Consider the following 15,425-nt stretch of genomic DNA (forward strand, 5'->3'; position numbering starts at 1 on the left):
CTTTTAAGTTATTCGATTGTTGACCATGCAGTCCCTTTTATTTTACCCATAAAATTTGTTCCATTCTTTCTATCATATGCACTTAAGGTACTCATAATAGCAGTATTTCTAATATTTGTGAAATTTGTTCTCCAGAAAGCATTATGTTGCTTCTCTGTTTTAAAGTTTAGGTTTGCCACTACTTTACCATTAACCCCTCTGAACCTTACTTTACCTTCTGAACGTGCTCCTCCTGTTCGATTTTCGCTGTGTACTCCTATCTCAACTCGTGCTATATTGTAATCAGAATTAGATGAACCTTTTTTTTGTCCAATAAAAAAACTTATATCTGATTTAACTGTCTCTCCATCAATTGAGATAACAATATCATCATTTTGAAATCTGTAAAACTCATCTTCATCTAAATCCTCGAAATTAGCCCCTGTTTCTATCGGCTGGCTAAGCGTATATGAGTAGCCTTCGCCAATATATTCATTCGTATTAAACTCTCCTGGCTCTTTTGTCCAATTGGCTATGTATTCATTCGCCATATTAACCCCATGTTCAGCAGCAGCTTGTCTTACAGCATTTACTAAAATATTTGCATCGTCACATCTAGGACAATCTTCTTTTTCTTCCTCAACTTCTTCATCATTTAAAACACCGTTTATTCTATCGTAAATAGCCTGTCGCTGCCTTCTTTGAACAGCCGCTTCAGATTCTGTAAACATACTACCCATGCTGCTCAGACTAATCCCAAACGAGGAAGCCCACGCTGCCTGTCCCAACATCCCGTCAGGATCTATAAAAGCAACAGGGTTATTATACGCATAATTATATGGACTATGCCTTCTCATCTGTTCCGCAAGCGGATCTATGTTCATCCATCTACCCAGTGCCGGATCATAGTTCCTGGCACCAAAATCATAGGTCTCCAAGCCCAAACTTTCATCAAGTTCCATACCATTATACTTCCACTTATTCGCTACACTATTGCCAAGGGGTGACACCGCTTCGTTGTACCCCTTGTGCTTTAGGCCAAAGGGGTAGTAGTTGTTCTCCTCCACAATTTCGGTGGTGCCGTTGTTGTCAATAAAACTCAACCGCACATTGCCCAAATGGTCCTTGTACTGGTACACATAGTCGTACCCGCCACTGCCATCCGGGGTCACATAGCCTTCCGCATGGTTAAAGAACTGGAGGCTGCCATTTTGGTATATATGGTTGCCCGCGTACTCTGTCACAGAACTTCCCACGGTCTTCTTTAATTTAGCGCCCGTGGCATCATAAATATACGAAATGGTACCGTTGCCCCCTGCACCGTTTATCGAAATGCTAGTGGGAAGGTTCAAATGGTTATAGCTTATGCCGGTAATGCCCTTGTTGGCATCGGTCTTCATATTCCCGTTTAAGTCATAGGTATATTCCGTACCACTGCCGTTTACATCCACAAAGCCGTAAGTGTCACTGGCATTGTTGTCCGCAACATTGGTAAGCTTGTTGCCACTGTCATAGGTGTAGACCAGATTGTCCATGGTGCCAAAGCTGGTGGCCCCGCTGTTGGTGTGGCCGTTTCTGGTCAGACCTAAGATGTTACCGTTTTTATCATAACTGATATTGGAGGTGGAATATCGGTGTGGTTGGGAATTGTCGCCAACATTGAATGCGGCCAGTTCCAATCGGTTCAGGGCATCATATTCATACCGGTACCTTCTTAGCTCATTGTCATTGGAGGTCTTCCATGCTGTTTCGGCAATATTGCCATTGTATAGCGGACCCCCGCCATATTGAGTGCTATTGTAGTTTATCCCAAACGCAAAGAGGTCACTCCCCAGATTGCTGGGGTCGTTAATTTGCTTTAGCCAGCCCCGCACGTTATAGGTGTAGTCCACGTTTTGCAGACCACCCCCTACTTTTTTCTCCACAAGCTGGCCCAGTTCATCATAACTGTTTTCTACCACAGTCTCCGTATGTGAACCTAGGGTCTGGGTCTGTTGCACCAAACGCGCCATTTGGTCGTAGGTAAAGTTGTCCGTGGTAACGATGGCCGGATTACTGCCCTTGGTATGGCTGGTTACCGTTCGCACCACCTTGCCCGCAAAGTCCAGTTCGGTCTCCACAATGTCCGTGGTGTTCAGATAATTGTTCTTACTGGCTGTATAGATAGGTCTTCCTTTTACATCATATCCTGTAATGGTGGTAATCCAGTTGTTGGTTCCCAATACCCGTACCTTGCTTCCAGTGACCAGACCCCGCACATTGGTTGCTTTGGTCTGTCCCAGTACCGATGTCGGTACACTGAGCCCATCGGTATCCACGTAACTGTCGTAGTAGTTTACGGTGTATATTTCGCCGATGTTTGTGTTGGGATAAGCGGTATTGCTGTAATATACGTTAACGCCGGGAGAAGGTTCATGGTTTACCGGTGTACCTACACGAGACTCAAATTGGTTGGTTGTACCATCTGCCGCTGTTTGGTGTGTGCTTCGTGAGCTACTTGAATTAATGACTCCAGTATAGGCCACCCTGCCAAAAGCATCGTATTTGGTAAAGAGCCACTGACTGTTGGCCTGCAAATTGGCATCCCGGGTCATGATGGGCTGGTCCAGTTTGTTGTAAACGATTTCTTCAGGGTCCTTTCCGGGCAACCTCTTTTCCACTAGGCGGTTGCGATGGTCGTATTTGTACTGGTAACAAAGCTCATTTAGCTCTGTAGTGCTCACGCTGGCTGTGGTCACCTTGGGCGGAATCACATAGGTGAGGTTGCCAAAATCGTCATACACATAATAGGTGTCGTGCGATCCGCTGTTGTAAGTGCGTTTGAGCACCACCTGCCCGCGTTTGTTGGTGAACTCCTCGGTACTGTGGTCCGTGCCTGAGGTATGGTTCTCATCATAGGTCACTTTTTTATAAAGTTCCTTGGCCGGATAGTACCCACTTTGAGTAAGCTGGGGAGCTTCGGTATTGCCCCCGCTAAAGGTCACCTTAAAAAAGCGGACCTCGTCGGCCACATTGGTCTGGTAGCCAAACTCTATTTCGTGTCCGCCACCCATGCGCCAATCGTGTCCTGGTGCGGCCTGTTTTAACACTCTGTTGAGCGGGGAGGCCTCATATTCGGTCTCGGAGAAGGGGTTGGGTGTACCGGAGTTGATATCCGCACCGTAGAATTCGGTATAGTGGTCATTAGTAGCCGTTTTGGCCCCACTCCTGAATGCACCGATATTCCCATATTCCATATAGGGCAGGTACTGCTTTGATGCTCTTCCATAAGTGTCGTACTCTACATGGGTAACCACATCCTTGGGCTTGCCATCGTCAAAGAACTTTTGCAATGGAAGCTCATTGCCATCCACAACTTCCAAAACAGGGGCATGAAAATACTGACGTACGTTTACATCAGTGCAATAGTCGAGATAACTCCTAAAATACGAGGTGGTGGTGTCGGAGCGCCATTTAAAGTCGGTTCCATTGTCCACCTTATTACCTTGCAGGTCATATACTCCGCTCACGCCACTGCCTGTAGTACCATGCGTGTGGGGATGGATGATGCCTACTAATAAATACCAGGTATCGAGTTGGGGAAGGTCTCCATTCCAGAAATAGGGATCACCATTGGCACTTCCAGATAGGTTGTTCACATGTTGGGTGCCGTGATAGGTCTGTCCTTCCTGACCGTGATTACGTCGTACCCAAACAGTATATCGGTAAGTCTTGGTTTTGTCTACATTGATACTGACCGTATTCCAACCCCCATCCGAATTGCTACTTTGATCATTGCCGCATTCCCAGATAGTGGCAGGCCTACCAAAGGGATCGGGCGCCTGTATCCGACTGTTCTCCGAAGTGGCCCCATTTTGGTTAAAGAAGGTCGTACTTCCCGTGCCCACGGTCCAGTCCATGGACCACCCTGGGGCCAGATTTGGACTTTTTGCCGAGGCAGACCCCGATGCTCGAATTGCCACATCCTGTTTTTTGCGTCCTAGTCCATCAAAATAAGAAACGTTTTGAATGGCTTCACTTTCAGAATCATCCTGATAGCTTTTTACGGTAACATAGTTTTCGTCGCTATGGGATACTGAAAAGGGATTGCAACCATCGCCCGAACCGGGGTCGTTGGGACATTGGTCGGTATTGTTGGTGGCCCAACCCAAACGCTTAAAACTGGCGGTAAGGGTTGCGGAATTGTCCCCAAAACCATCCCCATCGGCATCCTTGTACCAGGTCTGTGGAGCAAGGTTGGTAACTAGGATGGTACTATCATCATAGTCTGAACTGTTGGTCACCGTGCCTGAGGGCTGAGTACAGGCTGAGATACTATTGGAGGGATTGCCATACCCATCCCCATCGGTATCGTAATAATAGGTCTGGCCCTGGTCTATGGTGACCTTGACAGGGTCTGTGTGAAGGGTCTGTCCACATGATGTTACTTGTTTTCTAAACCATCTGTCAGAAACTAGGGTTCCATTGGGATTATAGGTACTTGATGTGGCTCCGTTGATATCCGTCCAAGGGCTGGAACCGCTGTTAGAAAATTGCCATTTATAAGCGTAACTGCCATTTCCACCTGTTGGGGATGCAGTGGTGGTAAACGGGCTCAACAGCTCGTTGAAGCACCGGGTCTGTTCACCTGCAATGGTCCCAGGAGAAAGGCTGGGCCTCACGGTTACCGTAATTGGATCAGTATGCAGGGACTGCCCGCAGGAATATACTACTTTTCTATACTGCCTAGATGAGGTAAGATTTTCGGGGGGGTCATATGTAGCTGAGTTTACTCCCGTATAGACCCAGGAGTTACTGGAGGTATTAAAATATTCCCATAATTGATTATAATTACCGTCGCCTCCTGAAGGAGGGGTCGATGTGGTAAGAGGGCCGGGGCTTGACCCATAACAGATAGGGCTTGGCTGGACAATTGCCCCTGCGTTCAGATTGGGACGCACGGTCACTTTGACCACATTTGAATACCTGTACTGTCCGCTGCATGAAGTGACTTTTCTTCGGTAATATCGGTCGGCAGTAAGACCTCCAGGAGGATTATAGGTACTTAATGTGGCCCATCCAACACCAACCCAATTATTGAGACCGTCATCCGACCTTTCCCATCGATAGGTATAACTGGTTCCTCCGGTAGCACCGGGGTTTGAGCCCATACCTCCTGGATCTCCACCATAACAGATGGTTTGACTCCCAGTAATATCTATAGATTCAAAAGATGTTATGTTCACAGATCTGACCCCTGATCCCGTACTCCACCCTGAACTGCTTTTGGCCCGTATGTAATAGGTCCCGTTTCCCTCATCGGCTATATAGGTGGAACCCGAACCTTTATCAACACGGGTGCCATTGGGGTCTTTTCCCTGCCAATACCAGGTCACGCCACTGGGAGGTGTGCCCGAACGTTGGAGGATGGCCTGGCCACAGTTGTTACTTGAAATTGTGGGGTTTCCAGGATTACTCGGGATTCCAGGTGAAACCGAGACATTGAGGTCATCCGTATAAAAGCTGAAAAAGATATCTATGGAGACCGCCGAAACCTGTCTGGTACCTGCACTGTTGAAATTTACTGTAGCATTAAAAGTGCTTGACGATTGAATCGTTGCTCCAGTACTGGCATACCAATTGGTGGAGGTAATATTTGAGGGTGCGGCCAGGGAATAATTCTTTGTTTCACCAGCGGTAGCCGAGGTGGGACCAAAAATGGCAATGGATCCACCACCAAACTGCGCCTTAGACATGATTGGGGTACAAAGAACAAAAAGAGCGATTACTATTTGATAAGGGGCGATATGGAATTTTTGTTTTATGCTTTGCATGGTATTCGGTTTATTGTCTGATAAAGTGTTGTTCTGCTATTATACTTCTGGCATTGCCCTTGGCTGAGGGAACCAGTACCAAGCGATTTGGGGTCAGTACCCTTACGCTCTCTTGAACAGTAGTCCCGTTGGCATTGGTCAGGGTAAGGGTTCCATCGTTGGCCAATGACCAACTAAAAACGGCCGTCTGGCCATTGGCCAGAGCAAGGGAACAACTGCCATCTTGGGATATGAACAAACGTCTACCACGGTAGGAATTCAATACCTGGGACTTCAATTGAGGAATGGTGTCCATCTGGGTCCTTGAACGGGTGTCCATGGTGGCAAAAGAGCTAACCTCATCGAAATACCAATTGCCCACCAAGCGTTCAGCCGGGGTTTGTTGGGAACTTAAATTCGTGATAAAGGCTATCGACAATAAAGCTGTAATGATGGTATATTTTAGGTATATGTATTTTTTGGAATGTGTCATCGTATTCGGTTTTATTTGGTTATTGTCCCTTAAAATGGTAATCGTACTCGTTCACCACATCGTTGCTCGCATCCTTTACCTTTTTTAGGCGGTTGTTGGCATCGTACTCATAAGTCATTTTATATCCACGGGGGTCGGTCATGGTGGTCATGCCCACCCCGGGCTTGTAGGTGTAGGTGGTGACCATTGCATTGGGCAAGCTATTGCGTAGAGCATTTTCTTGGGACAGGGTTAAACCTGAATTAGATGGATTATAAGAGTTTGCTTGAAGAATAGGATTTATTTGGGACCGGGTGGCATTCTCTATTTTTGCCACAGGATACATCTGGTCATAGCCCCATATGTAACTCACGGAAACCCCATCGGTTCGTTTGTATTCCGTCAGGTTGCCCAAGTCGTCATAGGATACAAAGTCCATTCTCTGAGTCAGAGGTTCCGTTGTACCCTTTGCCTCCTGTACTTCTGAGCGCCAGATATCCCCTGAAAAACTGCCATACCTGAACTTGGTCTGGGAGAGTACTTCATTGTTTTCATAGGTGCGTATATACACTGGATCGGTCAATCGGTTTGCAGCTATCAGTGGACCAATATTAGGTTCAGAACCCAGGCCATGGGCGGTATCAAACACATAGAAGGTTTCCTGTTTGTTGGTCACATTGGTTTCCGAGGTGGAAGTGGTCACACTACGGGGCAGGTAGTTTGTGAGTTCATAATCCGTTGTCACAGTTGTGGTCACAAAATCATTGCCGAAATAGTCCCTGGTCTCACTCTGGGTCGGGAGGAACTTGTTGCCCAGTTGATTGTAGCCATAATCGGCAACGATATTGGCCGGTGAGAAATAAGCTTTGTACACCGGGAGTGTTGTTAGATTGTAATCCCCATGTGTATTTTCAATCTTCTTCAGGAGATTGAAGCTACTGTCCCCTATTTCCTCTTGCAGCACATTGCCGTTGCGATAGCTGAAGCTTATTGGGGGCACCCCGATGAGGTAAGCATTTCCATAGGACACATCATAATTTTGGAGGGCGTTGGCGTTATTTGTTGGAGGTCCCAACGAAACTGCCGTGACATCAACAAAATAGGTCAATAGCTCGTTGGGCTGATTCTCATACTTGGTAAAAATACTGCCCTTGGTCACTCCGGTCTCGGAAACATCGTATTCAGTAACATAACTGTACCCTAGATGACTTCCCTGGGCAGAGAAGTCCAGGGATGTAGAACTGCCCGAGGACATGGTGAACACTTGGAGGAAATCCTGGGGGGTATAGTCCAGAAATCCGTATTTGGAATGATAGACCAGTTGGTTCATCAGTTTGCCTGTTGAAACCAGTTGTCCATAATTACTGGCGTTATAGTCGTATTCCTTTTTGCTTATAAAACCTCCACCGGTATCCCTATTGGTAACGGTCTTTACCCTAGCACCGCCAACCTCGAACTCCTCCCATGGGAAAGGTGAATCTGCTGGGTCCTCAAAATAATACCCTCCTGCTGTACTGCTAAGGAATGCACCTCCAGTTGGCGCACTGTAGCCAGGCTTCTCAAACCTATAGGTCCCATTGGGCAAACTGAACTCCTCTGAATCACTCAATGTTACGCCAAACTGAGTACCCCTGTAAGCAAGCTTCTCAACAATTTCTCCTGGATTAGGTCCATCGAGCCGTATGATCTGGAACACATTTTGGCCATCATCCACCGCACCTCCACATGTTGGCTCCACTGGACAACTTATGGTCCAATCCACTTTTACATTATAGGCAAAGGGTAAGTTGTTGGCCGATGTTATGGTAAATACATCACCATGAGAGACCGGGTTGCTGTACCCCACCTGAGTACGTTTGAGATATTGGTAATTGTAGCTAAGGTCCGAGGAATTGGTATAGGGATTGTCATATGTGTACTGTGTAGGTTTATCCACCAGTACGCTGTTCCCTTCATATTCAAATTCGGTGTACCCTTTGGTGGGATAGGTCACCTTGTTGAGCAGTCCTATTTTTCCATAGTTGAAATCCGCCCCTTTATTCGCGCCTTCTAGGTTAAAGAATACCTCCCTGGTATAGGAGCTACAAAAGACCAATCTTCCAAAGGATGGAATCCTGGATACATTGCCTTTTCCATTGTAGTAGCCCCAAAAATCCTCATCCTTACTGTCCTTGGGGGGGAGGTCGTTGGGTTGGATATAGTCAAAGCTATAGGTTTGGTCGTTCACTGTAACCCCATCCAACTTGAGGCGGATGTACTTTTCCTTTTTATAGCTACCGGTATCGGCATTTTCATCCGTATTGAAGTAACTCTGGTTGTTGAAGGTTATGGTTTTTATGGTTTGGTTCAGGCTGTTCTTTACCGTGATGCCAGTAAGTCTTTCAATAGGGTTTCCGGAAGGGATCACCGAGGCAAATTGATTGAACTGGGACGTCTGGTATCTGGATGATATATCCTCTCTACTGGAAAGGGTGAAGTTCACCTCACCGAAATCCCCATGTATCTTGGTGAGTTGAACTGCTTGAAAACCTGTTATGTTGCAACTCACGGTCTTTGAATTTTGTGGACCGTAGTCAACGTAGGGTATTCCATTCGAACTTGGCAGATTGGAGCACATATTGTAATTAGCACTTTCGGAGTAGCTGGGAAACCCGAAATAGGAGACCTTTTGGTAAGTAAAATGTATGGTCCTTCCGGAAGGGGAGACCACATTGTCCACATGCCAGGCCGTGTGCTTTTGCCAGGTCCTCCCGTTATCAGCGGTTTGGTAGGCTATACTTCCTGCAAGCGCACTAGCATCTGACTGAAAATTGGAACCATCGCTTCTGTACATGGTGGTAAATTCTTTGGAGCCATTGCTGCTTGCCCCTCCAAAATTGAACTCATATCCTTGTCCATTGACCACCTTGAACTTGTCGTCGTTTATATAATAATAAATTTTGACCAGATTGTCGTTGAGCACAATGGCCTGTACTTCGTCAATGCCAGGAGTTCGCTTGGGCATGACAAACTGTACGGACTGTCCGAATATGCTGGCCGTGAACAGGTCGGGTTCCGTATCATGGGGAGTGGTCTGGTAGGCATTTAACAATGCGGCTTCCTGTGCCGGTGTCAAGCTACCGAAACTATAGTTGGGACTGAACAGATAGCCAATGGCCCCGCCCCCGTTGGAGAGGTCATCATATCCATTGGTCTGTTTGGTGATAACGGCGTTGGCGGAAAGGTTCCAGCCAAGGCCGACCCATGAGGCTTCTTGTGCCACTTTGATACCACCGGTCTGGTACGAAAGCGCGATGGGTATCTGTAGACCGTCCAAATCAATGGAATGCAGAGGTATGCTTACATTGGCTGTGCCCGTGTACTTGCCAACCTGTGTGGCACCGTACTGCCCTAATTGAGCAACATCCGGACTTGGAGGAACCAGTTCGGCGAAATAGCTTTTTTCTTGTGCTCGCAGTTGTACCGCTAGAAGTATTACCAGGGTACATAAAAGATGTTTTGTTTTCATTTGATATTCTGTATAAATGTTTCGTAATAGAGTGATATGGATACCCCACAACGATTTCAGGTTCCATACTGGCGATGGAATCACAAATCGCGTTTATTTGTGGGTCTTCTTGGACTTTATGGCATAAAATCCAGGCGCAATGGAAATGTCAAATGGTATCAGCGTTAGCCAGATAAAAAGAAGGAAAGGCCTTTTAAAAAGGAATTGGAAAATCTAGTACCTGAGTTTGAAGTTTGCTTGCTAGTCTGATAGGTTGAAAAGTATGACATTTGATGATTAAGTTTGTCGCTAGAAAACAGCGAATATTCGTACACCTTTTTATGTCTTATTGCCAGCAATTGTTACCCCAGATTTTTACTTTTTTTTAGAGAAATGGGTAATTTTCTATTGGAGATGGAAGTAATCTGTTAATTTTTTAAATCCCTATGAAAAAAGAGGTGTTTTTTACTTACTAAATAAGGTTCAATCGACCATAAAGGAAGTTGTTACTAGTAGTTAAGATGTATATCCCTTTAGGAAGTAAGGATAACATATGCATTGTTGGCATCTCTGAAGTCGTCCAATTTACTGAAGAACGCTTCCCAACTTAAACATGGGCAGGTACATGGCCACAAGGATAACACCAACACAAACTCCAACGGTTAGAATAATAAGGGGTTCCAACAAGGTGTTCAAAAGTTTCGATTTTTGCTGCACTTCAATACTGTATTGTTGGCTCAATCGGTCAAAAATAAACTCGGTCTGATTGGTCTCCTCCGCGACCCGGACCATGGATATCATCTTATTGTCGAACACCTTGTTTCCCTGAAGACTATCGGACAAGCTTTTTCCCAACATTATTTTTTCGCTGACGACTTCCAGACTATCAATTAATGGGAAAAAGGCAATCATCCTTCCGGACATTTGGATGCTACTCAATACGGGTACACCGGACGCTATCAAAAGGCTTATGGCCCTAGTAAATTGTGCTAAATAAACCGCTCTAAGAAAACTTCCCAAATACGGTAATTTTAACAAAGCATAGTCAACATGTCTCCTTAACTTTTTTCCCTTAAAAAGAATCTTTTTTGAAAGGACCATTACCAAAAACAACAGCAAGAGCCACCCTCCGTAGTCTGATAAAAAATCTGAAATGGCTATAATTAGTAGGGTAATCCAGGGCAGGTCTACCTCGTTCTGTGCAAAAATATCCTGAAACATGGGTACAACCAGTCTAAGCATAAAAACCACCACGACTATTGCGGTTACCAGAATGATTATTGGATATGTAAGTGCATTAACTAAGTTTCTTCTTTGTTCATTTTTATTTGCAAAATACGCTGCCAACTCTTGGGTAATTATCTGTAATTTCCCAGATTCCTCTCCAATCTTTAAGGAATAATACTCGTATTCACTGAAGTCAGAGCGGTTTTTAATGGCGTCTGAAAAACTATGTCCCGATACCAAAAGTTCGCCCATATTCCGGAACATTTGATTGAGATAACCATCTTTTTGTTCCTCTGCCATAAGTTTTAGTGAGTCTTTTAGCGTTACCCCAGCTTTAAGAAGCACACTTAACTCTGTATAAAAATCTTCTTTTCTTTTACTGGAAAATGATTTTTTAAACAGTCTTATCTCCCTTTCGAAAATCGAAGGTTTTTGTTTCTTACTGGAATTATTTGGTATTCCAATTGACTCAGGTTGCGTATTTTTTAGCGTAAATCCCATCAGTTTATAAAGTCAATTGCAGCATTTCTTTTGAAAACGAAAAAAGTTTGGGAAGAGTCAACTGGACTACCAAGTTCTATGGCATCAACAGGCCCTCCACTTACTTGAACTCCCTTATTTAGAACCCGTAAGATTTTAAGGTCTGTTTTTATCGTATCCCCTGCTCTAATTATGAGTTTATCACGGAACAAATAGACTGTACTATCCATTTCATTTCGCAGCACCAGTTTATTCCATGCTAAAGAATATTCTATTTCTCCGTTGGAGTTAAAATCAATGCACATAGCTTGGCGCAATACATTATTCTCTGTTCTCTTTTCATAGTTTCCTTCCATATCGGACATTTGTTTGTTCACCAAAGCAAGCACAGAAAACGCAAGGCCCACCACAATTACAGTAAGCAATAGCACCACTAGCATTTCACTCAAAGTGAATGATGGAATCTTCTTTTGAATTGTCGGCATGTCTAATTTTTCTCTGAATTACTCTTGGGTTATCCCCATTCGACTCCTCTGCTTCCAACAGCACCTCTGTTTGGACTAAATGAATCGTGATGTTCCACCCCTCCCAGGTTTGGTTATACGGGATTTCAATTTTATGGTTTGCATATAAATATTCGAGTTTGTTGAGGTGGCTTCGAATAGGAAGCACGGTATTTTTTATTCTGCTTTCAAAAACTGTGTTGAGAATTAAGCTGGAAAACATAAATATGACTACAATCAAGACTGTGGCCACCATGGTCTCCATTAAGGTTGAAGCGGTAATTTTTCTTAGTACAGCCATTTTACCACTCCTTTGTTATTATTGAACAATAAACCCGAATATTCCTTTGGCAATAGTTCAGAATTGATGGTGCCCCCATTCAAATGATTCTGGTATACATTTCCATTTTCTAAGGTCACAAAGGAATTGGTGAGCACGGTACCCGAAACACTTCCTTTTAATTCTAAATTTTTTTCGCAGTACACTTCCCCAGTGATGGAAGAATTTTTAGAAATTACAATCTGGGGGTAAAATGTTTTTTTATCGGACTTATTTAGATAGCCCACCACTCCTTGGACCAAAGAACCGGGTCCAATGGCAATATTGGGCTCCATGATGTTTTTTGTATCACCCGAAGCACTGTGTTCCACGATTAAGGCAGAAGGGTAGTCAAGAACTACGGCTTTGCCAATTTTGATTTTGTCATTGGATATTGCTTGCAATGAACCCGTAAAGCCATCTTCTATTGTAATTCTTGGCGCACAGAGCAGCACATCCCTTAAATCGCAATCTTGTTCAACAATGATTTGCTCCGAAGCCGAAACCACAATGTTTCCTCTCAAAATAACATTGGAAAGTCGAATTACATTGCCAAACACATATTTTGTTTCAGATTGAAACGAGTTAATATAACTCCTGCTTTTTGAAACATCTATTGCGTTCCCAATCAAAGTATTTTCAGAAATACTGAACAAGTTTTTGATGTTTGCGCGGGTATTTGGACTGATTTGTGGCAATGCGGTTTTACTTGTTTTTCTTTGCCCAAATATGGGGGAGGTATACGTATAGAAAACGCCTCCTATAGCCCCTGGTTTTATTCCTTGTCTTGGGAGATAGGCATCCCCGGTTATCTTTGAATTCCCGCAAATGACCATCGGTCTGTTGTCATCCTTAAGATAAAGAGCAGGAGCGTCTGGTTTCCGTTGACCTCCAATCAGCGCTCTTTTTGTAAATTGTATGTTCTTGAATTTGGATGTTATACTGTAATATTCAAAAACGCCCCAGTATTTTTTATTTGCGTAAACAGAAATATCATCATTCGTATCCCATTGAATTTCTATTGAATCTGATGGGGTCTTGGATAGTTTAATGGCATGCCAAAGACCTAGGTCCGTTTTGTTTATTAAATCTATGGTCTTTGATGTTCTCTTATCAAAAAAAGTATGCGTTTGATGCAATAGAATAAATGACAATAGAATTAAAGCTATTAGTGTACCTACAAGTAAAACAAATTGTAAGGCACCCCCCTTTATTTGTTTAACTCGCTTCATCTTTTAATGGTATTTGCTTGATGATACCTTTAAATTTCACTTTTATACCGTCTTTTGTCCCACTCAATAATGTAACCCCATCTTCTTCGGATTTTGATTGCATGAGGTATTGCGTGTTGTTGATGGTGACAAAGAAGATGTGTTGCTTGTTTTGTTGGTCCGCTATCAAGCCCGTATAAACAATTGATGGAAATTGAACCTTTGGCGATGTGCGGATAGCTCTTTTTTTTGTCTTCTTCTTTTTTACCGCCATTGTTCCCAAAAAGGGATCCCGATAATCGGCCTTAATTGAAAAAGTATCCTTTGGCTTCATCTGTTCAAGGGTAAAACCCTTATCTATTTCAGGTTCGTTTAGCTGTACTTCCGGACCAAAAGAACTGAACAAACGATATCCAACAACACCCCAAATCAAGGCGACAATTCCCAGTAGTGTATATGTTTTGATGTTCTTGTTCAATTCTCAATGGTAAAGCTAAATGTACTGCTGGGTTGACTTTGATTTCCCGCTGCATCATAAGCATGCACCACCCAATAAAAAGTACCCGCTTCAAGGCTTATCGAAAATGATTTATTTGCGCCAATTGCCTTGGTTGAAAGATTTTGTAATTCTTCATCCAAAAAGATGAAGATGCTATCCCGCTCTGCCGTTCCCGGGATGTCATTCCGGGTCCAAGAGAAGTCAACCTCATTCTCATTTTGAACCGAACCATTTTCTGGAGCAATCAGTGTCGGTACCTCAGGCGGAATCAAATCCAAATCTTCTTCCGCATCAACAGCAAAACCGCTGTTGGAGAATGGGGTTTCAAAACCCGAATTCATTGCTTTGATTCGCCATGCATAGTTACCATTGGGCAAAGTTTGATCTATCTGATTGATTACATTTCCAAGGGTATCCTCTTGGATGACACTATCCAAAAGTATTTGATTGGCCTGCTCAAAATTTGGATTCGCCACTTGAATTCGGTAAGCTGTCGCTTCTTCAATGGCATCCCAACTAAACCTCACCCTATTGTTATTTAGAACACTCCCATCGGAAGGTGCAAGAATGGGCACCGACTGGTTTGAAATATCGGGAACTTCCAAAATGTCCTCACAACCCCAAGAGGCCATAAACAATGCAATGCAGATGAATTTCAATATCTTGCCCATAGCGTTAGAACTTGAATTGATATCGATTATTGGACACCTTGCGGGCCTTCAAACGGGTACCCTTAGGACATTTTTCATCTTCAGCTACCAAATTTTCGATTATAATGTTACCATAGGGTCCTTCACCCCAGCAGAAGTTGGTGTAATGATATTTAAAGGCATGAAGTGACCTAAAAGGATAAACCGATTTTTGGTTTCCATCTATTACCACCAATTCCAAGGATTCATACTTATTTTTTTTTAATTGAATAGCTTGGGCATCCATAAACTTGTCCATATCGTTTTCAGAAATAGCTATGTCCAATGCACTTACAAGTTTATAGGAATCATCATGCGAAATGTAAGTGCGCAAATCTTGATGCTCGTCATTGTTGAACAGTTTGGTTATTTCAATAAGATTCGCCAATTGAACACGAAGATATTTGGGTTTGTACGGCAAAGAATCCACATAGGGGATACTGTTTATTTTTCCAGCCCTTTGCATCCCTCGTGCATAGTTCACATAGGAAACCCTATTAAAAGGGAGTAGGCTCACCGAAACATTTAGTTCAGATACATTCATGACCCCCACTTGGTCCACAGACGTATAAAAATTGTCTTTTGATAGATGCACAACAGAACCTAATTCAGGAATACTCAATAAGGACTCTTGCTTTTTAGCCTTGTACACAGAACAACCGGAAAAGGAGAGTAATCCAAGCGCGAGGAGATACAAGAGAACTTTGCATTTCAGTTTATGTTTTATGAACAAAATGGAATGGTTTTAAAAGGGTTTGCGAAATGTA

At 43.7% G+C, this 15,425-nt stretch carries 10 protein-coding genes; all 10 read right to left on the reverse strand.

What is annotated here, in order from left to right:
• Positions 1–8: 8 nt before the first annotated feature.
• Positions 9–5,792, reverse strand: a complete 5,784-nt coding sequence (locus ACSLUF_RS01195) for a DUF6443 domain-containing protein (protein WP_435624306.1) — start codon at positions 5,790–5,792, stop codon at positions 9–11.
• 10 nt (positions 5,793–5,802) lie between these two features.
• Complete coding sequence (locus ACSLUF_RS01200) at positions 5,803–6,264, reverse strand: hypothetical protein (protein WP_435624307.1); 462 nt, start codon at positions 6,262–6,264, stop codon at positions 5,803–5,805.
• Positions 6,265–6,283: 19 nt separating this feature from the next.
• Positions 6,284–9,751 (reverse strand): hypothetical protein, encoded by a 3,468-nt coding sequence (locus ACSLUF_RS01205; protein ID WP_435624308.1) that lies wholly within the window; start codon positions 9,749–9,751, stop codon positions 6,284–6,286.
• Between the two features lie 564 nt (positions 9,752–10,315).
• Positions 10,316–11,458: a type II secretion system F family protein gene (locus tag ACSLUF_RS01210; RefSeq protein WP_435624309.1), complete on the reverse strand. Its 1,143-nt coding sequence runs from the start codon at positions 11,456–11,458 to the stop codon at positions 10,316–10,318.
• Positions 11,458–11,922: a PulJ/GspJ family protein gene (locus ACSLUF_RS01215; protein WP_435624310.1), complete on the reverse strand. Its 465-nt coding sequence runs from the start codon at positions 11,920–11,922 to the stop codon at positions 11,458–11,460. The genes ACSLUF_RS01210 and ACSLUF_RS01215 overlap by 1 nt, the downstream gene beginning before the upstream one ends.
• On the reverse strand, positions 11,879–12,241 hold the full coding sequence (locus tag ACSLUF_RS01220; protein ID WP_435624311.1) for a hypothetical protein: 363 nt from the start codon (positions 12,239–12,241) through the stop codon (positions 11,879–11,881). Before ACSLUF_RS01220 ends, ACSLUF_RS01215 begins: the two co-directional genes overlap by 44 nt.
• Complete coding sequence (locus ACSLUF_RS01225) at positions 12,229–13,491, reverse strand: hypothetical protein (RefSeq protein WP_435624312.1); 1,263 nt, start codon at positions 13,489–13,491, stop codon at positions 12,229–12,231. Before ACSLUF_RS01225 ends, ACSLUF_RS01220 begins: the two co-directional genes overlap by 13 nt.
• Entirely contained in the window at positions 13,478–13,948 is a 471-nt protein-coding gene (locus ACSLUF_RS01230) for a hypothetical protein (protein ID WP_435624313.1), read from the reverse strand. Before ACSLUF_RS01230 ends, ACSLUF_RS01225 begins: the two co-directional genes overlap by 14 nt.
• On the reverse strand, positions 13,945–14,640 hold the full coding sequence (locus tag ACSLUF_RS01235) for a hypothetical protein (RefSeq protein WP_435624314.1): 696 nt from the start codon (positions 14,638–14,640) through the stop codon (positions 13,945–13,947). The genes ACSLUF_RS01230 and ACSLUF_RS01235 overlap by 4 nt, the downstream gene beginning before the upstream one ends.
• 4 nt (positions 14,641–14,644) lie before the next feature.
• A complete protein-coding gene (locus ACSLUF_RS01240) occupies positions 14,645–15,355 on the reverse strand; it encodes a hypothetical protein (protein ID WP_435624315.1) in 711 nt (236 codons plus the stop codon).
• Between the last annotated feature and the right edge of the window lie 70 nt (positions 15,356–15,425).

The organism is Flagellimonas sp. (assembly GCF_965601775.1).
GTDB lineage: Bacteria > Bacteroidota > Bacteroidia > Flavobacteriales > Flavobacteriaceae > Flagellimonas.

Excerpts from the sequence above, each read along its gene's own strand:
- ACSLUF_RS01195 (WP_435624306.1), bottom strand. The coding sequence starts at position 5,792 with ATGCAAAGCATAAAACAAAAATTCCATATCGCCCCTTATCAAATAGTA.
- ACSLUF_RS01200 (WP_435624307.1), bottom strand. The coding sequence starts at position 6,264 with ATGACACATTCCAAAAAATACATATACCTAAAATATACCATCATTACA.
- ACSLUF_RS01205 (WP_435624308.1), bottom strand. The coding sequence starts at position 9,751 with ATGAAAACAAAACATCTTTTATGTACCCTGGTAATACTTCTAGCGGTA.
- ACSLUF_RS01210 (WP_435624309.1), bottom strand. The coding sequence starts at position 11,458 with ATGGGATTTACGCTAAAAAATACGCAACCTGAGTCAATTGGAATACCA.
- ACSLUF_RS01215 (WP_435624310.1), bottom strand. The coding sequence starts at position 11,922 with ATGCCGACAATTCAAAAGAAGATTCCATCATTCACTTTGAGTGAAATG.
- ACSLUF_RS01220 (WP_435624311.1), bottom strand. The coding sequence starts at position 12,241 with ATGGCTGTACTAAGAAAAATTACCGCTTCAACCTTAATGGAGACCATG.
- ACSLUF_RS01225 (WP_435624312.1), bottom strand. The coding sequence starts at position 13,491 with ATGAAGCGAGTTAAACAAATAAAGGGGGGTGCCTTACAATTTGTTTTA.
- ACSLUF_RS01235 (WP_435624314.1), bottom strand. The coding sequence starts at position 14,640 with ATGGGCAAGATATTGAAATTCATCTGCATTGCATTGTTTATGGCCTCT.